The sequence below is a fragment of the Curtobacterium sp. CFBP9011 genome (genome assembly GCF_034045095.1).
Lineage (GTDB): Bacteria > Actinomycetota > Actinomycetes > Actinomycetales > Microbacteriaceae > Curtobacterium.
In genome coordinates, this window is sequence record NZ_JAXCWN010000007.1 from 159903 (window position 1) to 180721 (window position 20819).

Genomic DNA, 20819 nt, shown 5'->3' on the forward strand with positions numbered 1-20819 from the left:
AGGAAGCGCGAGACGCCACCGAGCCCTCGAGACGCCGCGGACTTCGGCGGCGTCTCGAGGGTTCGGCGGCGTCTCAGCTGCTCGGGGCGGGTCAGGCCGCCAGGCCGTCGATCCGGGCGATCTCGTCGGTGCTCAGCTCGAGGGTCGCGCCGGCGGCGTTCGACCGGATGCGGTCCGGGTTCGACGACTTCGGGATCACCACGAACTGGTGCGCGACGTGCCAGGCAACGATGACCTGGGCGGCATCTGCGTCGTGGGCCTCGGCGATCTCCACGAGCGTCGGGTCCTGCAGGTTGCTCGCCTTGAAGGGGCTGTAGCCCTCGAGGACCACACCCCGGTCGCGCAGTCCGTCGGCGATGGTGCGGTCGAACTCGACCGGGCTCCAGCGGATCTGGTTGACGGCCGGGGTCGCACCCGTCGCCTGGATCAGCTCGTCGATCTGTTCGAGCGAGTAGTTGCTGACCCCGATCGCCTTCGTCAGGCCGGCCTGCTGCGCGTCGACGAGCTGCTGCCACACCTCGGGGCTGGCCCCACCGCTCGGCGGCCAGTGGATGAGCCACAGGTCGAGGTGGTCGAGGCCGAGCTGGTCGAGGCTCTCCTCGATGGTCTCGCGGACGCGGTCGGCGTTGTCCGGCGGCAGCTTCGTCGTGACGAACAGGTCCTCGCGGGCCAGGCCGGAGTCGGCGATGGCCTTGCCGACTCCGCGCTGGTTGCGATAGCCGGTGGCGGTGTCGATGTGGCGGTAGCCGGCCTCGAGGGCGGCGGCGACCGCGACGGGAGCGTCGGACTCCTCGATCTGCCAGGTGCCGAAGCCGAGGAGCGGCATCGAGCCTCCGGTGACGGGCACGGACGGTTGTGCGTAGTCGGTCATGGACCCTGCCTACGCGGACTGCGGCGCGTGCGTCCCAGGGTGTCGGCGGCCTCCGGCAGGATCGACGGGTCCCCCGAGCACCACCAGGAGCACCACCGAACATGACGTCCCGCCGACGCCGCACCCGCGCCACCGTCCAGTCCTCGATCGTCACGCTCGTCCTCGCGGTGGGAGTGTGGGCCTTGTTCTCGTCAGGGGTACTCTCCACCGGAGCAGACGCGACGACGAGCGCCGCAAGCACCCCGGGCGCCGCCAGCACCCCGGGCACCCCAGGCAGCGGCACCGCCGCCCGTCCCACCGTGACCACGTCGACTCCGACGCCCGCGACGCCGGGGCCGAGCCGTGCCTCCAGTCAGTCCGCCGCCGATGCCCGCGCGACGCTCGCCGGCCTGCCGGTGAAGGGGAAGGCGCCCGCGACCGGCTACGACCGGGAGGCCGACTTCGGCACACCCTGGCTCGACGTCGACCACAACGGGTGCGACACCAGGAACGACGTGCTGGCACGCGACCTGACGGACGTCGTCCGGCAGGGCCCGTGCAAGGTAGTGTCCGGCGACCTCGTCTCGCCGTACACCGGCGGCGAGATCACGTTCGTGCGCGGGAACACGACCTCGACCCTCGTGCAGATCGACCACGTCGTCGCGCTCGAGAACGCCTGGCGAACCGGGGCGCAGCAGCTGTCGCAGACCGAGCGGCAGGGCCTGGCGAACGACCCGGAGAACCTGTTCGCCGTCGACGGGCGCTCGAACTCGCAGAAGCGCTCGGGTGACGCGGCGACGTGGCTGCCCGCGGCGACGGGGTTCCGGTGCGAGTACGTCGAGCACCAGGTGGAGGTCAAGGCGGAGTACCGCCTGTGGGTCGTGTTGGCCGAGCGGGACGCGATGGAGCGGGTCCTCAGCACCTGCTGAGCGGGTCGGGCGCACCAGGTCGGGCGCACCAGGTCGGGCGCACCAGGTCGGGCGGCCCGCCTCAGTGCCCGAACGCTCCGACCGCGGTGAACGTGATGAGCACGACCAGGAACATCGCGGCGACCGTCGCCAGCACGGCGACCCATCCGAGCGGCCGCGTCCGACGCAGCCACGCCGCGAGGACCCCGCCACCGATGAGCACGAGGGCGAGCACGATGCCGTCGACCACGGCCGTCTCGACGCCGATCGACGGCCGGCACTCGCGCGTCGAACTCTCCCAGTCGCAGCCGTACTGCGACACCGTCGCCACGAGCCAGCCGAAGACGACGAGCGCCCCGCCGACCATCGCCAGCAGGACGAAGCCGGTGATCGTCACGACCAGGTCGATCGTCGACGCAGTCGACCGCGACCGCGGCGGTCCCGACTGCGACCCCGGCTGCGGTTCCGACGCCTCGCGCTGCTCGGTCACTTCATCCGACATGGTCCCCCGCTTCCCCGGCCCCCTCGGCCACGGCAAGCCTAGACGGCGGCGGCTGACGCGGCCGCACTCCGCTCGCGGTCAGGCAACACCTGTAGCGTAACTCTCGTCCGGCGGACGCCCGTCGGATCGGACTCGCCGCTCAGCGCCGCGCCGTGACACGCGCCGGCGTGACACGCACCGCCGTGACACGCACGCTCCCCGGACCCCGAGCCCTTCATCGTCGAAGACCGCAGGAGGCCTCCACCACATGACCGACACCCGCTCCCCCAGCACCACCACCAGCACCCGCTTCACCGACCGCGTCGTCCTCATCACCGGCGGCGGCTCCGGCCTCGGCCGTGCGACCGCCGTCCGCCTGGCCACCGAGGGCGCGAAGCTCGCCCTCGTCGACGTCTCCGAGCAGGGTCTCGAAGCGACGAAGACCGCCGTCCTCCAGGCCGCCCCCGACGCCGAGGTCCTCACCACCATCGCCGACGTCTCCGACGAGGCCCAGGTCGAGGCGTACGTCGCCGCCACGGTCGAGCGCTTCGGCCGTATCGACGGCTTCTTCAACAACGCCGGCATCGAGGGCAAGCAGAACCTCACCGAGTCGTTCACCGCCGCCGAGTTCGACAAGGTCGTCTCGATCAACCTCCGCGGTGTGTTCCTGGGCCTCGAGAAGGTCCTCGCCGTGATGCGCGAGCAGGGCTCCGGCATGGTCGTCAACACCGCCAGCGTCGGCGGCATCCGCGGTGTCGGCAACCAGTCCGGCTACGCGGCCGCCAAGCACGGCGTCGTCGGCCTGACCCGCAACTCGGCCGTCGAGTACGGCGAGTTCGGCATCCGCATCAACGCGATCGCACCGGGCGCCATCTGGACGCCGATGGTCGAGAACTCGATGAAGCAGATCGATGCGGAGAACCCGCGGAAGGCCGCCGAGGAGTTCATCCAGATCAACCCCACCAAGCGCTACGGCGAGGCACCCGAGATCGCCGCGGTCGTCGCCTTCCTGCTCTCCGACGACGCGTCCTACATCAACGCCGCGGTCGTCCCGATCGACGGCGGGCAGTCCGCCAAGTACTGACCCTCGCGGTCCGTGTCACCGGGGCGCGCCTTCCTGACGGGAGGCGCGCCCCGCCCGTTCCGCCCCTCCTGCGTGACAGCATGGCTGGTCACACGACCGTGGAGGGGAACGCGATGAGCGCCAACGGAACGACCGGGTCCGGCTTCGGCCCCGGAGCTGAGAACACCGGGCCGGACGCCGCCGGTGACCTGCGACGCCGCATGGGCGAATCGGCCGAGGGGTTCCTCGGCAGCGCGGCCTGGGTGCCGTGGAAGGCCGCCGGCACCAGCGGCGAGCCCGAGGACGGCAGCGTCGCGCACGTCGTGCTCCGCGACCGCCCGTTCGTGCCGGTCTTCACCGATCCTGCCCAGCTGGCCACGAGCCTCCCGGGCATGGAAGCACGCGCGATGCCGATGGCCGAACTCGTCACCGCACTGCCCGAGGAGTTCGGGATCGTCGTCGACCCGACCAGCGCCGAAGCGGCGAACTTCCTGCAGGCCGACGTCGTCGCCGGACTGCGGGCCGGGATCAGCGGCGTGCCGCCCGAGGCCGACGAGGACTGACGATGTCCGCCCAGCTGACGCTGCCGCAGGCGTACGCGCTGCTGCTCCTGCGGCCGGACGGCAAGCTCGCCGTCTCCTCGCAGGCCTTCGACCCCGGTGTCGCCGGTGCCGTGCTCGGTGACCTGGCGCTGCGCGGGGTGCTGCAGTTCGACGGGCGCAAGGTGATCCCGGCGAAGTCCGCTCCCGTCGGTGACCCGGTGATCGACGGCATGAAGGAACAGATCGACCTCGCACCGGCGCCGCGACGGCCGTCGTCCTGGGTGTCCCGGAACGCGAACGGTGCATTGCGGGAGGGCGTGCTCGCCGGACTCGTCGGCCGCGGACTCGTGACGCGGCAGGAGCACCGGGTCCTCGGGATCTTCCCTTCGGCCCGCTGGCCGGAGCGGGACGCCGGCCCGGCGAAGCTCCTGCGCGGCGAGATCGGCGACGTCCTGCACCTCGGCGCCGCGCCGTCGCCGTTCCAGGTCGCGCTCATCGGGCTGCTCGAGGCGACGGGAACGCTGCGTGGGCAGTTCGGCAAGGTCGACCGGCAGCGCGTCAAGGCGCTGACGGACGGGGACTGGGTCGCGGGTGCGGTGAAGTCCGTGGTGCAGAGTCGGCAGACGGCGGCGACGGCCGGGGGCGGTGCGGCGGGGGGCTGAGCGGCCGTCTTGAGCTGAGGGCTCCGGCGCCCTACCGCGTCACTCCCGCGGCGCCACCAACTCGATGAACCGCGACAACAACGCCAACCCCGCGATCGACGGCGGCAGCGCCGTCGTCAACGCCGGCGAGTGCACGAGGTACGCCGCCCACTTCGCCCGCGACAGCGCCACGTTCAGCCGGTTCGGCATGAGCAGGAAGTCGAGTCCGCGTGGGATGTCCGCCGCGGAGGACGCGGCCAGCGAGGTGATCGAGACCACCGCCTCCCGGCCCTGGAACAGGTCGACGGTCCCGACCTGCGTGCCGGTGTACCCCGCCCGGTCGAGGGCGTCGCGGATCACCGCACCCTGCGCGTTGTAGGGCGCGACGACGATGACGTCCTCGTCGGTGAGCTGGCGCGTCCCGCGGTCGTCGGTCCAGGTGCGTCCGACGACGTCGGCGACGAGGGCGACGACCAGCGCCGCTTCCTCCGGCGACGAGGTCGTGTTCCCCGCGTGCACGACGGGCACCGGGTGCACGCCGGGATCGATCCCGTCGAGGTGTCGCCCGGACACCATCGACGCGAGCTGCCCGTCGTACGACAACCCGGAGACAGCCGCGGTCAGGGCCGGCTCCATCCGTCGGGTCTGCGCCAGGAAGTACCCGAACTCCGGCGGCAGCACGTGCTCGCCGTCGGCCAGCCAGCCGAGCGCGGACTCGTCGACCGGCTCCGGGTGCGAGCCCTGCGACACCTGCGGCAGCTGCTGCGGGTCGCCGAGGAGCAGCAGGCGGGTGGCCGCGATGGCGGAGGCGATCGTCGGCGCCAGGGAGAACTGCCCCGCCTCGTCGACGACGAGCAGGTCCAGGGAGTGCCGAGCGATGGTCGACTCGTTCGCGAAGGTCCACGCCGTCCCGCCGACGACTCCCCCGGTGTCGGTGTCGGCGCAAGACTGCAGGAACGCCGCGATCGCCGCCCCGTTCTTCACGGGCGTCCACTCGGCCGCCTCGACGTCCTCGGGGTCGGCGCCGCTCTTCGGCTGCTTCACCACCCGGTCCGCGGGCACCCCGGCGGCGATCACCGCGTCGAGAAAGTTCTCGCTGGTCGCGTGCGACTGCCCGACGACGCCGACCCGCCACCCGTGCTCACGCACGAGCTTCGCCACGACGTTCGACCCGACGTACGTCTTGCCCGTGCCGGGAGGCCCCTGGATCGCCAGGTACGACCGGTCCAGTCCGAGCAGGGTCGCCACCACGGCGCCCACCGTGTCGTCCCCCACGACCGGTACGCGGGGCCCGCGAGGCGGCACCCGCCGCAGCAGGTCGAGCGCCGGGTCGGGCAGCATCCCCGGCAGCGCGTCGAGCACCTCGGCACCCCACTCGGCGATCGCCTCGGGCTGCGGCTTCGCCCGCGGGGGCGACGACGGCGCGAGGGCGACCGGGAAGCCGGAGTGCGGGTCCCCGCCACCGACGGGCAGGCGTTCGAGCACGAGCACCTCGGTGGCATCGCCGTTGTCCCACACCTCAAGGATCGTGGCGCGGTCGGTGGCGCCCTTCGAGCCGGGGCCCGGGGCGGTGATCGATGCCGGGAGCGGGTCGTCGTACACGAGGTGGGGCGAGCCTCCCGACCGGAGCCTGGAGCCGGGCGCGAGCGTCCCCGACAACCGGATCTCCCGCGACTGTGAGCGGGCGCGCGGCAGCGTCGGCCAGTCCCGCTCGACGGAGGCCCGTTCGACGACGAGCACGTCGCGGGTGTCGGCCCACTCGTCGACCGGGTTCCGCAGCCGGTCGAAGTGGTCCTGCCAGAACGTCTTCGCCTCGCGGCGGTGGTAGTCGATGGCGGCTGCGGCGAGCGCCAACGCGGTCTGGTCGGGCGTGCGATCGAGGGCGTCGACGTCCGCCGTCTCGGCGGCGAGCGCGACGTACACCGGGTTCGGCTCGCGCTCGACGGGCAGGGGCGGCAGCCCCTCCAGCTCGACCGTCGTCGTGGCGTCCGGAGCGTGTTCGGCGCGGAGGCCCAGCAACCAGTCGCGCAGGCGCAGCGTCGACCGGCAGTCGTAGGCGTTGTAGTCGGCGACCTGGTCGAGTTGCCGCTGCCCCGCGACGGCGTCACCTGTCCGGAGTTCGGTGATGGCGTCGACGTAGGCGGTGATGCTGTCGGCCGCGTTGGTGACGTCGCTCAGCCGCAGGTCGTCGCCCATGTACAACGGCTCGAGCTTCTTGATCGAGTAGCTGCGGCTACCGACGACCAGGGCCTTCCGCACGATCGGGTACAGGTCGACGAGGACGCCGGCGCGCAGCAGGTCGTCGACCGCGTCCTCCCCCACCCCGTGCCGGGCCGCGAGGGACAGCAGGTGCGTCCGCTCGTACGCGGCGTAGTGGTAGATGTGCATGTCCGGGTACTGCGCGCGGCGCTCGACGATGTACCCCAGGAAGTCCACGAGCGCCTGTCGCTCGTCGCGGATCGTGTGCGCCCAGAACGCCCGGAACTCGGCCTGGTCGTCGACGAGTCCGAACAGGTAGTCGAGGCCCCAGTGCACGCCGTCCTCGGTGTGCAGCGGGTCGCCCTCGAAGTCGAAGAAGACGTCGCCGGGGTCGGGTGCGGGGATCGCGTCGAGGGCCCGTGGGTCGAGGACCTCGAAGGCAGGTCCGGTCCGGCTTGCGTCCGCCCCGTCGCTGCGGTTCGCGGCGCGCTCCGTCTCGATCTGGAGGCTCGCCTGACGCACCAGACGATCCAGTGTCGTCTTCGACATGGTCGCCACCGGTGCGGTCCGGACCGCCAGGTCGTCGATCGACCGCACACCCTGCCGGATCAGCTTCGTCCGCTGGTCGAGGCGCATGCCGGCGACGAGGACCAGGTCGCGGTGTCGTTGCACCTCCTGCTGGCACGCGGCACACCGGCCGCAGCTGGAGTACCGGGGGTCGCCCCACTGCATCGACTCGTCCGCGGCCATCCGCTCGGCGATCACCCGGATCAGCTCGGCGCGCTGCGTGCGGTACACGGGCACGATGTCGGCCAGCTCGTGCGTGGTCGTCGTGCGGTCGCCGAGGACCAGGTGCACCTGCTGCCCGGTCGGGACGCCGTGCGCGAGCATCTGCTCCGCGTAGGCGGCGAGCTGCAGCAGGGCGCTGATCTTGGCGTGCCGGGCGAGCTTGGTGTCGTAGACCTCGTACTCGCCGCGGTCGTTGCGGATGATGAAGTCCGCGAAGCCGATGAAGCCGGTGCCGTCGGCTGACGCGGGGACGTGGAACGTCGGTTGGTACAGGACGTCTGCGCCGTCCCGCATGGCCTGCAGCGCCTTTGAAGCTTCTGATCCGTAGTCAGAAGGTCTGGGTCGGTCGAACTCGACGACGTCGTGGGACTGCTTGAGGATCTCGAGGTAGTCCAGTTCGTGCTGGTCCCCCAGGCGGGCCGTCCGGTCGAGCATGTCGTCGTGCTCGTCCGGCAGGGGTTCGCCGCGGCCGAGCTTGGCGTCGAGGCGGCGGAGGAACGCCCACTCGCAGGTCGCCCACGTGGTGAGGTCGCTCGGGCTGAGCAGGGCTCGGCCGTCCTCGGTGATCTGCATGCTGTCACCCTAGGGCTGGCGTCAGACGTCGCTGCTGCCGACGAACTCCCAGCTCATGCGCTACTCCCGGACCGTCCACGTCGGTAACTGAGGATGCTCAGTACGGTGCCCACGAGTCCGACGAATGTCGTCAGCCGACCTGCTGTCGAATCCCATGCGCTCAACGCGGCCGACATGTCGAAACCGCTGGAGAACGCCATGAGAGCGACCCCGACGCTTCCGAAGCAACTACAAACGACCACGAGTGCAGCGAGTCCATACACGTCCGGGTCGTGGGAGGGAAGAGCATCCAAAGCACTTGCCCCCGGCTGTGTCGACGAGGGGCGTGACTCGAACGCTTCGCTGACCCGATCCAGCCATGTGTCGATCCAACCCGACCACTCTCGCCGTTCCGTTACGTCCGAGGCGACCAACACCGCCCGCATCTGAACAGCCGGCTGGGCTTTCGCGAGCCAGATGCGGCCTTCCGCTGAGTTGCCCTGGCGAGATCTTCCCCGCGGGAAACGCCGACCGAGCGCGCCGAGTACCCGCGTAGTCCGCCGTGCGATGAAATCCTGGTCGAGTTCCGAGCGAGCGTCAGCCACGAGTTTTTCTCCGAGGAGAGCGACCTCCCACTCGCTCCTCGCGCGACGGTGCCACATCACCCGATGCAGCAGCACGGTCGACAGCCACGGGACCGCTGAGAAGAATGCGAGCGCAAGCGTCAGACCGTCCCACCACCGGGGAGTTGTGCCGTTCATCGAAGCCACGATGAGCAACCCGACCAGCCCCAGGACGTCAACGAGGATGACGAAGCCGAGCCATGTCGGTGGCCGGAAGAGCAGCTGTTGAGCGCGCCACACTCCTCCGGCGATGGGAAGGTGCTTCACCCGGAACCGATGCCACGCGTGGTGGGAAGGAGGTCCGCAGAGCACTTCCGCTCGGACGGATCGTTGCTCCAGCTTGTTCAGCGTGAGCACCGCTTTTCGACTCCCCTGGCTGAGGACCAGCACATAGAGGTACGAGGCCCAGAGAACGAAGCTGACACAGCCAATCCAGAGGAGCACCACGACAACGAACTGCCAGGCGGTGAGAGAGGCGTCTGTCATGCGTGGAGCCTCTCGAAGACCACCGACACGCTCCGCCTTGCTGCCCCACCGTCGCTCTCCGCCAGCGTTCCAGACCCGTGGGGCTTCTCCGCGGTGTCGGAGGCCACCGTCCCCGCCACCAGGAGGCAGGTGCCGCAACTCATCGACGCCACCGACGAGGTGCTCGCGGCGCGCGGCCGCTCACGCCTTCGCTGAGCGGCTCACGTCGCCAGGCGCACGAACCTCGGTCCGTCGTACCCGTCACGCGACACGTGCGCGGTGAAGTCCGCGAGGCCTCGTACCCAGTGCCCGTGCTCGCCGTACAGCGCCTGGTACACGACGACCGGCTCTTCGGTCTCGACGTCCTGCGCCAGGAGCACCACCTGGTACTCCCCGCCCTTGAAGTGCCGGTACCGCCCTGGGGTCACGTCGTCGCTCATCTCCCCGATGGTACGGAGGCGGCCGCCGACCGAGCGCCGCGGTTCCCGGTACGGTTTCGGTCGAAGGGGGAACGATGAGCGACAGCATCAACCAGTGGGGCGGAAGCGCGACCAAGGCGGAGGTGGCGCCGATGATCGTCGTGCGCCGGCCGCTGTTCCCTGGGGTGATCTTCTTGGCCCTCGGGGTGTTCGGCTTGGTGATCGGGATTCCGGGGATCGTCTTCCAGCTCATCGCGGGCACCGACGACAGCCCGGCGTTCGGAATCCTCTTCGGCCTCGGAGCCGTCTTCTTGCTGTTCGGCCTGAGCCTCGCCGCCGGCCGGATCAACGTGTACGACCGGCACTACGACGTGAAGTCGGGGTTCGGCAAGTTCCGTCGGCGCGAGGTCGACGACATCCACACCCTTCGCTTCGGCAAGCAGTCGAACGGTGGTGGACCGACCTTCATCAGCCTCACTGCCTGGAACGAGCAGCGGAAGAAGCAGTTCATGGTCTTCACGAACTACCGCGGCTACCGCGAGTTCACCGCCTGGCTCGACAAGCGGCGCCCCGAGCAGTGGGCCGAGTGCGAGCGGCTCGGCGTTTCCGACTAGTCACACCGCTCAACACCCTTTGTCCGGCGTATGGCACCCCGTAGTGTCCAGACCATGACCGTCGCCCTCTCGCTCGCGATCGTCGCCGGAGTCCTCGCCGTCGCGACGATCCTCGGTCTGCTGCTCCGCAGCCGCACCGGCCGAGCACGAGTGGTCACGTCCCGAGTGAGCGACGCGACGACAGTTGCCGACCTCGCCGACCGGGAGGCGTTCGGCACCGCCGCCACGCTCCTCCAGTTCTCGACGCCCACGTGCGCACGCTGCCCCGCCACGACGCGGCAACTCGACGCGGTCGCCGCGTTGAAATCGACGACAACGACGCACGGTCCGGTCCGCGTCCGCCGGCTCGACATCGACCTCGCCGAACGCCCGGAGCTCGCCCGGCGCTTCGACGTGATGCAGACCCCGACTGTGCTCCTCGTGGACGGAACGCAGACCGTCCGTGCCCGCTTCGGTGGACCGCCCCGCCAGCCCGAACTCATCGCCGCGCTCGACGCCGTCCTCACCGAGGAGCACCCATGACCACCAGCCCCGCAACCTCCCGAGGCATCGACCCGCGCTCGCCCCGCTTCGGCGCCGCGATCACGACGGTCCTGCTCGCGCTCGACATCGTCCTCACCCTCAACGACGGCACGCGGACGATCGGCATCGTCCTGCTCGCCGTCATCGCCGCGCTCTTCGCCTGGGGCGGCCTGGCCGGCATCGTCCGCCACCCGTACGGCGCTCTGTTCCGCCGCCTGGTCCGCCCCCGGATCGGCCCGCCCACCGAACTCGAGGCGCCTGAGCCCCCGACCTTCGCCCAGCGCGTCGGCCTCGTCGTCACCGGTGTCGCCCTCGTCCTGGCGCTGCTCGGCGTCCCGTACGCCGCACCAGTCGGCGCTGCCGTCGCCCTGGTCGCCGCGTTCCTCAACGCAGCGTTCGACGTCTGCATCGGGTGCCTGATGTACGTCTGGCTCGTGCGCTTCGGCGTCTTCCGCGGCCGCAGCAGCGTCGCGTAGCGCCGGGTCCGGCGTCGGAAACTCCCCCCACGGCAGCTTCCGACGCCGGCTCCGGCGCCACAGGTCAGCGCTCGCCTCCCGCCTGCTCCGACATCGCCACGAGGTCGTCCGCCCGCAGCTCCGGCCACCCGTGCAGGACGGCTCGCCACTCCTCCGGCAGCGCCGCAGCCCCGTACAGCGCGCCGGCGAGGCCACCCGCGATCGCCGCGACCGTGTCCGTGTCGTTGCCCGACCGGACTGCACGGACCAGGGCGTCCTCGAGCGAGGTCGACGACCGCACCACCGCGTAGGCCGCCTGCAACGCCGACACGACCCACCCGTTCGTCGCGGTGAAGGCGACCGGCTCCGCGTGCTCTGCTGCGACGAGTCGCTCTGTCCACGTCCGTCGAGCCGCCGGCGCGAGCAGGTCCAGCCCCCGCAGGACGTCGAGCTCGCCGTGCAGCACCGCGTGCCGGATCGCGACGCACCACAGCACGCACGCGTCCCCCGCGTCCGCTTCGTGGTGCGTCAGGTCGCTGACGGCCCGGGCCGCCGAGGCGAGCCGCTCCTCCTCACCATCGTCGCCGCGCAGGTACGCGAGGACCAACGGCACCGTCCGCATCAGCGACCCGTTGCCGGCCGACCGGCCGGTTGACTCGTGCACCCGCCGGGCAGCGAGCCGACTGGCGGCGGCGGTCCGCGCCTCCAGGCTGGCGAAGACCTGTCGGGTCTGGATGCCGACGTCGGGTGCGTCCAGCGCCCACTTCGCCCAGGCGGCGACCAAGCCGTCGAGGGTGGCTTCCGCCGCCGGGTCATCGCCTCGGGCGACGGCCTGGAGGATCGGCACGGCCATGCTCGTGTCGTCCGTCCACTCCCCTGGTCGCCACCCGAACGAGCCGCCACCCTGCATCAGGATCGGCGTCGGTTCCGGGACGGGCGGGCCGAACTCGTAGCCGGCGCCGAGGGCGTCACCGGCGGCGGAGCCGAGGACGGCGCCGACAGCGCGGTCGAGGATCGTGGTGTGCTCGGTCATGGCGAGACCTCCGGATCGGGTTAGCGCATTTCCGCGCTAACCCGATCCTGCACCCGTCTGGCGATTAGCGCAAGTGCGCGTAAACTCCTGTCCGTGGCTGACACCGAGTACCGCGACCCGACCGGCAAGCGTCTGGCGGACTACCCGCACCCTTCCGTGGCGGTCGACACCGCGGTCATGACAGTCATCGACGGAGAGCTGTCGGTGCTGCAGGTCCATGACGCCGTCGACGGTGACTGGCGACTGCCGGGGACGTTCGTGCACGAGGGCGAACGCCTCGCCGACTCGGTGCTGCGGTCCCTACGTGAGAAGGCCGGCGTCGAGGGACTCGCACCACGGCAGCTCCACGTGTTCGACGACCCGGCGCGGGACTCACGGGGGTGGGTGTTGTCGGTGGCGCACCTCGACGTCGTGCCCGCCGCTGCACTGGCGATCGACTCCGGGCGGGCGCGACTGGTTCCCGTCGCGGCAGCGGGGGCGATGGTGCACGCGCACGACGACATCCTCGAGCACGCGGTGGCGCAGCTTCGGGAGGACCACCGGGAGCGGCCGGACCCGCACAGGCTGCTCGCCGAGCCCTTCACGATGACGGAGCTGCGGCGGTTGCACGAGGTGGTGCTCGGGGTGGAGTTGCAGCCGGACACGTTCCGGAGGGCGATGGTGGTGCAGCTCGTGGTGGCCGAAGGGAAGCGGGCGGAGGGGCCGGGGAAGCCGGCGGCGGTGTACAGGCGGGCGTGAGCGCTGCAGCGCCGCTGTGACGCAGCCCTTCGAAGGGTGATGCCCTCGCTGTCGGTGGTGATACGGAGGCAGCCGGAAGTGCGCCGCAACATCATCAGAGGCTCGAGCACCTCCACGGAGGACAACCTCCCATTGCGAGTTCGCTATGCAACCACGTGCGAACGCCCCTCGACTGCAACAGACCGCTTCAATTCGGATGCACCCTCTCACCGTCCTGAAGGTGCGATGGTACTGACATCAGCCGGTCCGAGCCCGCAGCGGCCAAGGTCGGCATCGCCGAGGCACACGAGCGGATCCGGCAAATAGTACGGCTTGGCCACTGGCATGAAGCGCTCCATCGGCGAAGTCCCTCGCCTTCCAGGAGGCTCGACTGAACGCGAGCGCCGGATTCGGCACCCAGACGCCTCAAACACGATGAGGGCAGCTTCCGGGCCCATTAAACGCCACGACCGGCGCATTAAACCATTGCAGTCGAACACGGTGCTGAATCACCTTCGGTCAGACCAAGCTTCGATTTCCTCAGTGCAGGACCGTTCGAAGTGCCAGGCAAGGCCCAGATAGAACAATTTGACCGAATGTATCCGCTCCGCCGATGAAGCTTTCATTACTTGCCTATGAGGCCCTACTTTGGAACCGAACGATGCCGGGTCGGGAGCTGTGATGCCCAACTGCCTCAACCAACTCGAGAAGCAATTGTTCCTTGATACGAGCGATCGCCTTGAAGTCGACGGCGACGCTCTCCCCTCGGATTCTGACAAAACGTGGCTGAACGAAAAGTTGAACAGTGCCGCCCCCAAGATTAAGCTCGGGAGAAATCCACCCAGTTGATTTTGGTTTCAGCTCGTGAGGCTTCTCGCCGGCTCTTTCCGGCAATAGCGCGACCAGAGCGAACGGGATCGGTCCGCTTGTTTTTTGGGCATAATCACACGCCGCCCCAATACGAATCTGCTTGACAGCCAGATCATCTTTGTACTTTATCCAGTCAATCTGCACATTATTGCGCACGACCTGCTCCTTGAACTCGTTCTCGTTGGCGAGACCAAACTCACCCCAGTCCAGGTCAGGCTCGAGCTCGCACACTGCGCCCCACCCAAGCGCAGACATCGAGCGGTCTTCATCATGCACGGTGACATGAAGCTTTGTGTTCAGCATGCTAACTTGCGTTTTACTAAGGGGCGGTGGCGGTTCAACCGCCGATTCGAAGGCCCGCGACCAATCCTCCCCATAATCTGATGCGTTCTGAAGATGATCCTGAAGTAGCGGCAAGAGCGATGCCTGCACCGACGAACGAGGGTCATCAGCCACGTTCGCGTGTCCAACTGCTTCGGCTGCGAGACGTTTGAGCAAGGTCGGCAGCGGAGCGTCACCGCTCAAATTTGCAGCGAGAGTGGTCACGTCGGCGAGTACCCTTGTAGTCGCTGCAAATACCTCCGCCTCCCATTGCACAAGTGCGTTCATGGATGGCTGCGAACTCAGGTGCATACGGATGTCCTGAAGCAGATCGCCAGATGTATGCTCGCCCGTGTCATCATTGATGTACTTAGTTTTCGATAGCGGGACGATCACGATAGGCTTGATGTAAGGCTTTTCCACGAAGAACTTTTTACCAAGGTATATTTCTAGCTCGGCAACACGCTCCGGCTTGTCGGTCCAAACAACCAAAATATAGGGGCCGCTGGTTGGTTGAATGACGCTTCCGAGGATGCGTTGTATCTCGGCAAAGTGACGATTGAAGTCGCTGCTAGCCGCGCGATCTTGCAACTGGAGGTCGATGAAAATCGCCCGCACTGCACTGAATAGCTCCTTCGGTACATCTTGCTCGGGAGTGTAGTGAACGCGAGCACTCACTGAACCGAGGGACTGTATGGCGGTGACGATAGCGTCAAGATGATTCTGGTTATCGTCAATGACGACGAACCGCGGCGGCGTAAACATTCAGTTCCCCGGGAAGATAAGAGCGAGCGCTGCACCGTCGTAGTCCAGGCCGAGTGGGACCAAATTGGTATCCACCATGCGCAGAGACCCGCCGATAGTGTGCATTATGAGATTGACGTAGTAGAGCCCTACCCCAATTCCATCAGGACGGCGGGTGAAGAACGGTTCGGCAGCGTCCTCAAGCCCATCCGCAAAACCCGGCCCATTGTCTGCTATTACAAGAGCTGGCGCATCATAGCTCTCGGTATCGACCGAGATTAGGAGCTTGCGTTCTGCGCCGTCAACGTCTTCGGGCCAACGCGAAGACAGCCAATACACGCTGTTGTCTATCAAGTTTGTCACGGCACCCAACACGAGGCCGAGCGGAAACCGAGAAACGGCAACCGACGCGTCCACAGTCCGGTCGACGCGAAGCTCGAGCTTTATGTCGTGATTGAATAAGCGCACAGAATTTAGCTCGGCGGCTCTTTCCGCAAGATTGCGAATATCGTGATCTGCTGACTCGCCCTTCCGTAACAGGTCGCCGAAGCTATCCAATACGGCAACCAAGTCGCGCGCCTGCTGAACGGCCCGTGTAGCATCGGCCCCGCCGCGCAGCGCTCCATGCAAAAGCCTCACTCCGTGATCGATCTCATGATACACAATCACGAGCGACATGCTGGAGATACCAGCACGGAGCATTATCTCTCGCATGTCATCATATGACTTCTGAGCTTTTTCGATCAACGGATCAACCTCGTCGGAGAGGTTGTTCTTTTTAGCTAAAACCTTGATCTGCTGGAGCGGCTTCTCAATGCCGCCGCTCAGGGAATCTCGCTTCTTTGAAAGCAACTTCCGCAGGTTTAGCTTATCCTTGTTTCTTTCAGACTCGAACACAGCAATTGCGCCACGAATCAGCGCACGCAATCGTGCTAGCGCAATCCCGTCAACGAAGCCCTCGCGGTTAGTTTTCTCCTCCAGCCGCTTGCTCAACTCGAGCGACAGGTCGACGGCTCCGACTACGATGTTATTGCTGATCCGTTTCGTCGGCGAATTGACTCGACGGATGTCGAGGCCAAGCCAATCATCTCCCGGTTCACCGTAGTTGTAAACCCTGATGCCGTCGCGGTAGACGCGAATGCCACCGCTTTCGTTCAAAAACTCTTGCAAGGAGGCACTGTGGCCTATTTTGGCTATCACATCCTTGTCGCGGTCAAACACCATCAAGGTGCCTTCGATGGGACCGATACCGTCCTGATATAGAAGACTGCTTCTGACCGCTCTTGGCGGCTTCTTTTTGTCTGCGAGGGATGTCTGGTCCGACTCAGGCAAATCCTTTGGATCCAGTAACAATCCGTATTCAGCACCCTCCACCGAACGCGGACTTAACGCGATACCGGCAAACCCTCGAAAATCGAAGCGCCAACTGAATTGGTTGTCCTTGAGGGAGAATCTGAATCGCCAGGGAGCACTATCGAGCAAAGTCTGAGTGTCGGGAACATCCTCGAGCCATTTCGACTGATGTGGCAAATTGAGTGTCGCAACGAAGGCATCTGACCGTTCAGTGAAGGGTGACGAGATTGAAGTAATCTGTCGAGAAAGCCGGCGTACTTCGCCTCTGGTCCACGGTTCGCCACGCAAACCAGACACAGTCACCGAAGTTCCACTTCGGTCGGAAAACAGCTCGGGCGTTCTTTCCACTATCTCGACTCGCGCCTGATCGAGAAACTCTGACCTGGCGATGTCCTCCCAGTCGATCCTCAGGACCAATTCCGGACCGTCAGTCTGGCGAGTCACAACCTCAACAACACCGCCCAACTTATGAACGGCGAACCGTCCGACGCCTTTCTCTCCGAGGGGCAGCCGACCTCTGCTTGTGCGCTCGCCTTTCAGGCGGTCCTGGGCTTTGTGGTCGTGCCCAGGGACGAGCCAGATATTCCGCAGGGTATCATCCGACATTCCATACCCGTCATCGATGACTTGGATAGTAGCGCGCGATTCACCTAAATGTGACATTGTAATGTCTGCTCGAGTTGCATCCGCGTCGTACGCGTTCTTGACTAACTCAAATATTGCGAGACGGGGGCTCCCGATGAGCTGGTCTCCAAGTAGTTGCAATAGTCGCGCCCTGGGACGAAAACGCAGGGGATCTTCCTCAGTCATGCGGTCTCCCATCACTTGCTGCGGTGCTGAAGCTCTGCAGCTGAGTTACTCGGTCATCCTGACTTTTATGAGTCGTGCTCATCAGGAGCCATGGTTCTGGATCTTAGCAAGGAGCCGGCCTGCTCCGTCGTAAGCGCTCGGATCGCAGCCATCCGCAGAGCTGCGCTTTCGCCCGCCCCCACCAACTGCGCCAACGCCACCTTGATGTCCGTGCCCTCGCCACGCTGCTGGTCAGGAAGGGCCGCGAGCACGCTGACCGTTCCTGCAATTCGTTTGCTAGTGATTAGCTGATCACTGCCTCGAAGAAGTCGAAACACACTGCGCTGCAATGGACGAAGTAGGCCATCTACAACCATCACTTCTTCTACTTCCGGCCGTTGCCTGAGTTGCGCAAGCGCCCTATTGAGTACAGCTCGTCGGGCAGGTGTGAACTTCGTCACGCGGAGAGTGTCCACAGCGCTCTGAGCGACTCGAGTAGCCCCGCGGAATGGCGCCATCGTCGCCGCGGCTTGACTGGGGAGAAGTTGGTGGACTTCCAGCAGCGCAGCGAAGGCGGCGGCAATCGTAGTCATTTCCTGTCCGGGGAAGAGCCACCAGGCATCTTTCCTACGCTCTTCGGCCCACTCGACAAGGCGGCGCCTGACTTCAAGAACCTGAGGGCGATTATCTCGGTCACGCTCGTCCTTTTGTCGTATGGACTGCGCGACCGCAAGGCCTAGGAGCGGCGGAACCGCGTTGCCGATCTGGCGAAACGCATCACTCCTCGTACCTGCGAAGCGAAAAGCATCTGGAAATGTTTGGATCCGGGCAGCTTCTCTAACTGTCAGCGTCCGGTGTTCGGCAGGGTGAATATACCAGTAGCCGTCTTTAGCTATGTGAGCAGTAATCGTTCTGCTAATGTCATCCCAGGGCAGGCGCTTGTATTTATCGTTGAAAGTGTCGGAACGGTAGCGCTTCAGGTGTTCGGGAAGATCCGAGTAGAGTGTGGACGTAGTCATGAGCGCGAACGCTTCTTTGTCGTCGGCGCGAACCGGTCGCGTCATGTGGTCATGGATGACGCTTTCCTCTGCTGAGAGACGCAACTGTTGTGCGAGTTCGCTCGCTGGCCCGCGAGAGTAAGGAAGCTCTCGAGCACCAATCGTGTCGTACAACGCCGGGAGATCGGAAATTGCATCACGAACGGTTGTGCGACGGGCTTGCAGAGACGGCCAGCTTGGAACGACGCCGTCGCTTCGAGCCTGCAAAATGAACCGTTTACGGTGCTGGGGAACGCCATGTCGCCAGGCGTCTAGCAGACGATAGTCGACAAGATACCCAGTCTCTTCGAGTATTTCTGCAATTTCTCGAATCACTACAAGGTCGTCGCCTATCGCCATGTCCGGAACGTTTTCCATCAGCACAGCACGAGGCTTCAGCGCGATCACTACATCAATGAAGGATCGCCAGAGCTCCTTACGAGAGTCCTCTACGTCCCGGACGCCGTCCTCGACGAGGCTTCGTATTTTTGCACGGCCAGCCCTGCTGAAGGGTTGGCATGGCGGCCCCCCTGCGACGAGGTCGATACCTATCGGTCGCAGTTCCTCGATCAGCGCTTCGACCTGCGCTCGATCGGACATATCGACGTCGAGCGCCCTTCCGCGAAAGTTCGCGCGGTGGGTCTCAAGGGCAGCTTTGTCGTGGTCAACAGCAGTGACCACGGTCCACCCGGCTGCCTCGACTCCTGCACCAAGTCCGCCTGCTCCTGAAAAAAGGTCAATAGCGAGCGGAACGCCTGCCTCCTTTTCGGCGGCGCACCACTCTGCAAACTTCCCATCTTCAGGGGCTTCTGCGTGCCTCGGTAAGGTGAGCGACGCAGACCGTTCAAGTTTCACTGCATACCTCACCACGCGTCAGTGCTCCTTTCAAGGCTCTGCCGTTACTACCACGAAAACTCGCTTGAGATCATCCGGGCACTCAACGCTCGACCGCTGGCGACTCAACGCGAGCCTACTAGTCGTCAGCGACGCGAAAGGGACCAGAGAAGAGATCTAGGGCGCGCGGACCGGCAAGCGAGGCCAATGGCCGACATGCAACCCTGACCGCCTACGGATGCGGTCCACAGTGGCCCCCGAGATCCGCCACCATATCGACTCGATCCAGAACGCCGCCACGCGGGCGGAGGTCGCCCTTCTCACCTGCCGCTCGACACTCACCAGTTCAACGTTTTCGTGCTTTGTCCTGCTCCTCCACGACGCGAATCTCCCTCCTGTCAGCGATGCAGCACGTCACTGCTCCCCCTCACCCGCGACCAGCTCCGCCTCGGTGCGGTCCGGGACGCCGGCAACTAGACCGTGGTTGAGCTACTGAGGGCTCCGGTCGTCGCCGGTCACCTGCGGGGCATTGGGGTGACCACGGCTACCCGCATCAACGCCGCTGCCCGCTCGATTCAGGACGCCACCAGCGAGGACGCCGCCGTCTCCAGATCGACGCCCACCGCCAAGTGCTCGCGGACGAGCGAGCACGGCTGGCGCACGGGCGGACCGCCGGAGCCCTGGCGCCGGAACCGGCCGTCCGACGGGCTGAGCCCTACCTGGCGGCGGCGAGCGCCGCCTCCAGGACGTCCTCCTCGATGATCGGGATGCCGTACTGGCGGGCCTTCCGCGCCTTGCCGGACAAGCTGTCGACGTCGGCCGCGATGAGGACGGCCGTCTTCTTCGTGACGTTCGGCGCGGACCGGATGCCGAGCCGGGCCAGGTCCGCCTCGATCTCGGGCCGGCTCCGCCGCATCTCCCCGGTCAGGGTGACGATGCTGCCCTCGCCCAGGTCGATCGCGGGCTCCTCCGCGACAGCTGCGGGCGCAGCCTGCGTCGCTGCGGAGAACGACCGCGCGCCCATGCGCGCGGGCTGGCGGCTGTGGACCGCGTGTTCCAGCTCGTCGTCCGTGACGCCGAGCAGCCGAGCGACGCGTTCGAGCTGGATGTGGTCCTGGATCGTGAGGACCCCGCCGGCCCAGACGGCTTCGACCAGGTCGGCGAAGTACCGCCGGTGCAGGTCGGCCCGCACCGGCTCGCTGAGCCCGAACTCGCGTCCGAACCCGGCGAGCTGGTCGGCGTCGCTCGCGGTGAGCAGGTCGTCCGACAGTGCGCGATCGAGGACTGCCGCGTAGAGCGTCGCCTCGGCGCCGCCGTCGACGGCGGGCAAACGGTCGGTCGCGACGTCCACGCGGGTGCGGTCCGCGGTGCCGGCCGAGCGGCGGCGTGCAGTCCACGGGGCGGTGCCGGACGGGAGGCCCGGCCACCGCAGTTCCGTGGCTCGCGCCCCCCAGGTGGTCCAGCGGGGATCCTGCCGGGAGGACCCGATGTACGCGCCGAGCAGGCTCGCGGTGGCTCGGGCGTCGGCGAGCGCTTCGTGCGCGTCGACGAGTTCGATGTCGTAGGCGCTGCAGCAGTCGGCGAGCTTCCGACCGGAGCCGGGCAGGAACTCCTGCGCCAGCCGCATCGTGCAGAGTGCGGTGCTCGCCTGCTTGAACGGGGACCGGTGGCCCAGGCGCTCGAATTCGGCGTGCAGGAACCGTGCTTCGAACGAGGCGTTGTGGGCGACGACGACCCGGCCGCGCAGCTTGTCGACCAGGTCGCCGGCGATGTCCGCGAAGGTCGGCGCACCGGTCATGTCGGCGCCGCGCAGGCGGTGGATGTGCACGGGGCCCAGGTCGCGCTCGGGATTGACGACGGTCTCGAAGGTCCGCTCGACGTCGCCGTCGGGCGTGACGTGGACGATGCCGATCTCGATGATCCGGTGGCCGTACGAGGGCGCCAGGCCCGTCGTCTCCAGGTCGATCACCGCGTACCCGTTGTGCATCCCCAGTCCCC

General features: G+C 66.8%; 18 protein-coding genes. 8 read left to right on the forward strand and 10 right to left on the reverse strand.

Translation table 11 applies throughout. The features are described 5' to 3' along the window. Nucleotides 1-91: 91 nt before the first annotated feature. Nucleotides 92-871 (reverse strand): aldo/keto reductase, encoded by a 780-nt coding sequence (locus SOM35_RS14745; protein ID WP_320515972.1) that lies wholly within the window; start codon nt 869-871, stop codon nt 92-94. A gap of 101 nt (nt 872-972) precedes the next feature. On the opposite strand from SOM35_RS14745, the gene SOM35_RS14750 reads away from it, so the two are divergent. Further along, nucleotides 973-1779, forward strand: a complete 807-nt coding sequence (locus SOM35_RS14750) for an HNH endonuclease family protein (protein WP_320515973.1) — start codon at nt 973-975, stop codon at nt 1777-1779. Between the two features lie 61 nt (nt 1780-1840). Here the strand turns inward: SOM35_RS14750 and SOM35_RS14755 are convergent, their stop codons facing one another. Continuing rightward, nucleotides 1841-2260 (reverse strand): hypothetical protein, encoded by a 420-nt coding sequence (locus SOM35_RS14755; protein ID WP_253462534.1) that lies wholly within the window; start codon nt 2258-2260, stop codon nt 1841-1843. A gap of 247 nt (nt 2261-2507) precedes the next feature. Here SOM35_RS14755 and SOM35_RS14760 point away from each other — a divergent pair, with 247 nt between their 5' ends. From SOM35_RS14760 to SOM35_RS14770, 3 genes are all read left to right on the forward strand, one after another. Then, nucleotides 2508-3323: an SDR family oxidoreductase gene (locus SOM35_RS14760; protein WP_320515974.1), complete on the forward strand. Its 816-nt coding sequence runs from the start codon at nt 2508-2510 to the stop codon at nt 3321-3323. 113 nt (nt 3324-3436) lie between these two features. Next, complete coding sequence (locus tag SOM35_RS14765; RefSeq protein ID WP_320515975.1) at nt 3437-3865, forward strand: SseB family protein; 429 nt, start codon at nt 3437-3439, stop codon at nt 3863-3865. 2 nt (nt 3866-3867) lie between these two features. Then, complete coding sequence (locus tag SOM35_RS14770) at nt 3868-4506, forward strand: GOLPH3/VPS74 family protein (RefSeq protein ID WP_320515976.1); 639 nt, start codon at nt 3868-3870, stop codon at nt 4504-4506. Nucleotides 4507-4545: 39 nt separating this feature from the next. On the opposite strand, the gene SOM35_RS14775 is transcribed toward SOM35_RS14770, so the two are convergent. The 3 genes from SOM35_RS14775 to SOM35_RS14785 all read right to left on the reverse strand — a co-directional run bounded on the left by SOM35_RS14775 (nt 4546) and on the right by SOM35_RS14785 (nt 9553). Next, the gene (locus SOM35_RS14775; protein ID WP_320515977.1) at nt 4546-8046 is read right to left on the reverse strand and encodes a TM0106 family RecB-like putative nuclease; all 3501 of its coding nucleotides are present in this window, start codon (nt 8044-8046) and stop codon (nt 4546-4548) included. A gap of 53 nt (nt 8047-8099) precedes the next feature. Continuing rightward, the gene (locus SOM35_RS14780; RefSeq protein ID WP_320515978.1) at nt 8100-9134 is read right to left on the reverse strand and encodes a hypothetical protein; all 1035 of its coding nucleotides are present in this window, start codon (nt 9132-9134) and stop codon (nt 8100-8102) included. A 200-nt stretch (nt 9135-9334) separates the two neighbouring features. After that, the gene (locus SOM35_RS14785; protein WP_320515979.1) at nt 9335-9553 is read right to left on the reverse strand and encodes a DUF1653 domain-containing protein; all 219 of its coding nucleotides are present in this window, start codon (nt 9551-9553) and stop codon (nt 9335-9337) included. Between the two features lie 74 nt (nt 9554-9627). On the opposite strand from SOM35_RS14785, the gene SOM35_RS14790 reads away from it, so the two are divergent. The 3 genes from SOM35_RS14790 to SOM35_RS14800 are packed head-to-tail and all read left to right on the forward strand — an operon-like array spanning nt 9628 to nt 11144. Further along, complete coding sequence (locus tag SOM35_RS14790; protein WP_320515980.1) at nt 9628-10146, forward strand: hypothetical protein; 519 nt, start codon at nt 9628-9630, stop codon at nt 10144-10146. Between the two features lie 54 nt (nt 10147-10200). Beyond that, complete coding sequence (locus SOM35_RS14795; protein WP_320515981.1) at nt 10201-10668, forward strand: thioredoxin family protein; 468 nt, start codon at nt 10201-10203, stop codon at nt 10666-10668. Continuing rightward, nucleotides 10665-11144, forward strand: a complete 480-nt coding sequence (locus SOM35_RS14800; protein ID WP_320515982.1) for a DUF4395 domain-containing protein — start codon at nt 10665-10667, stop codon at nt 11142-11144. The genes SOM35_RS14795 and SOM35_RS14800 overlap by 4 nt, the downstream gene beginning before the upstream one ends. Nucleotides 11145-11208: 64 nt before the next feature. Here SOM35_RS14800 and SOM35_RS14805 read toward each other — a convergent pair whose 3' ends face one another. Beyond that, complete coding sequence (locus tag SOM35_RS14805) at nt 11209-12156, reverse strand: ADP-ribosylglycohydrolase family protein (protein WP_320515983.1); 948 nt, start codon at nt 12154-12156, stop codon at nt 11209-11211. Between the two features lie 93 nt (nt 12157-12249). On the opposite strand from SOM35_RS14805, the gene SOM35_RS14810 reads away from it, so the two are divergent. Beyond that, a complete protein-coding gene (locus tag SOM35_RS14810; protein ID WP_320515984.1) occupies nt 12250-12894 on the forward strand; it encodes an NUDIX hydrolase in 645 nt (214 codons plus the stop codon). Between the two features lie 612 nt (nt 12895-13506). On the opposite strand, the gene SOM35_RS14815 is transcribed toward SOM35_RS14810, so the two are convergent. The 4 genes from SOM35_RS14815 to SOM35_RS14830 all read right to left on the reverse strand — a co-directional run bounded on the left by SOM35_RS14815 (nt 13507) and on the right by SOM35_RS14830 (nt 20808). After that, complete coding sequence (locus SOM35_RS14815; RefSeq protein WP_320515985.1) at nt 13507-14829, reverse strand: hypothetical protein; 1323 nt, start codon at nt 14827-14829, stop codon at nt 13507-13509. Beyond that, complete coding sequence (locus SOM35_RS14820; RefSeq protein ID WP_320515986.1) at nt 14830-16971, reverse strand: ATP-binding protein; 2142 nt, start codon at nt 16969-16971, stop codon at nt 14830-14832. It abuts the gene before it with no gap. 65 nt (nt 16972-17036) lie between these two features. Then, entirely contained in the window at nt 17037-18842 is a 1806-nt protein-coding gene (locus SOM35_RS14825; protein WP_320515987.1) for a DNA cytosine methyltransferase, read from the reverse strand. A gap of 694 nt (nt 18843-19536) precedes the next feature. Further along, on the reverse strand, nt 19537-20808 hold the full coding sequence (locus SOM35_RS14830; RefSeq protein WP_320515988.1) for an exonuclease domain-containing protein: 1272 nt from the start codon (nt 20806-20808) through the stop codon (nt 19537-19539). Nucleotides 20809-20819: the final 11 nt, after the last annotated feature.

What these genes read in the sequence shown, in the direction of transcription:
- SOM35_RS14745 (WP_320515972.1), bottom strand. Translation starts at nt 871, where the DNA reads ATGACCGACTACGCACAACCGTCCGTGCCCGTCACCGGAGGCTCGATG.
- SOM35_RS14750 (WP_320515973.1), top strand. Translation starts at nt 973, where the DNA reads ATGACGTCCCGCCGACGCCGCACCCGCGCCACCGTCCAGTCCTCGATC.
- SOM35_RS14755 (WP_253462534.1), bottom strand. Translation starts at nt 2,260, where the DNA reads ATGTCGGATGAAGTGACCGAGCAGCGCGAGGCGTCGGAACCGCAGCCG.
- SOM35_RS14760 (WP_320515974.1), top strand. Translation starts at nt 2,508, where the DNA reads ATGACCGACACCCGCTCCCCCAGCACCACCACCAGCACCCGCTTCACC.
- SOM35_RS14765 (WP_320515975.1), top strand. Translation starts at nt 3,437, where the DNA reads ATGAGCGCCAACGGAACGACCGGGTCCGGCTTCGGCCCCGGAGCTGAG.
- SOM35_RS14770 (WP_320515976.1), top strand. Translation starts at nt 3,868, where the DNA reads ATGTCCGCCCAGCTGACGCTGCCGCAGGCGTACGCGCTGCTGCTCCTG.
- SOM35_RS14775 (WP_320515977.1), bottom strand. Translation starts at nt 8,046, where the DNA reads ATGCAGATCACCGAGGACGGCCGAGCCCTGCTCAGCCCGAGCGACCTC.
- SOM35_RS14780 (WP_320515978.1), bottom strand. Translation starts at nt 9,134, where the DNA reads ATGACAGACGCCTCTCTCACCGCCTGGCAGTTCGTTGTCGTGGTGCTC.
- SOM35_RS14785 (WP_320515979.1), bottom strand. Translation starts at nt 9,553, where the DNA reads ATGAGCGACGACGTGACCCCAGGGCGGTACCGGCACTTCAAGGGCGGG.
- SOM35_RS14790 (WP_320515980.1), top strand. Translation starts at nt 9,628, where the DNA reads ATGAGCGACAGCATCAACCAGTGGGGCGGAAGCGCGACCAAGGCGGAG.
- SOM35_RS14795 (WP_320515981.1), top strand. Translation starts at nt 10,201, where the DNA reads ATGACCGTCGCCCTCTCGCTCGCGATCGTCGCCGGAGTCCTCGCCGTC.
- SOM35_RS14800 (WP_320515982.1), top strand. Translation starts at nt 10,665, where the DNA reads ATGACCACCAGCCCCGCAACCTCCCGAGGCATCGACCCGCGCTCGCCC.
- SOM35_RS14805 (WP_320515983.1), bottom strand. Translation starts at nt 12,156, where the DNA reads ATGACCGAGCACACCACGATCCTCGACCGCGCTGTCGGCGCCGTCCTC.
- SOM35_RS14815 (WP_320515985.1), bottom strand. Translation starts at nt 14,829, where the DNA reads ATGTTTACGCCGCCGCGGTTCGTCGTCATTGACGATAACCAGAATCAT.
- SOM35_RS14820 (WP_320515986.1), bottom strand. Translation starts at nt 16,971, where the DNA reads ATGACTGAGGAAGATCCCCTGCGTTTTCGTCCCAGGGCGCGACTATTG.
- SOM35_RS14830 (WP_320515988.1), bottom strand. Translation starts at nt 20,808, where the DNA reads ATGCACAACGGGTACGCGGTGATCGACCTGGAGACGACGGGCCTGGCG.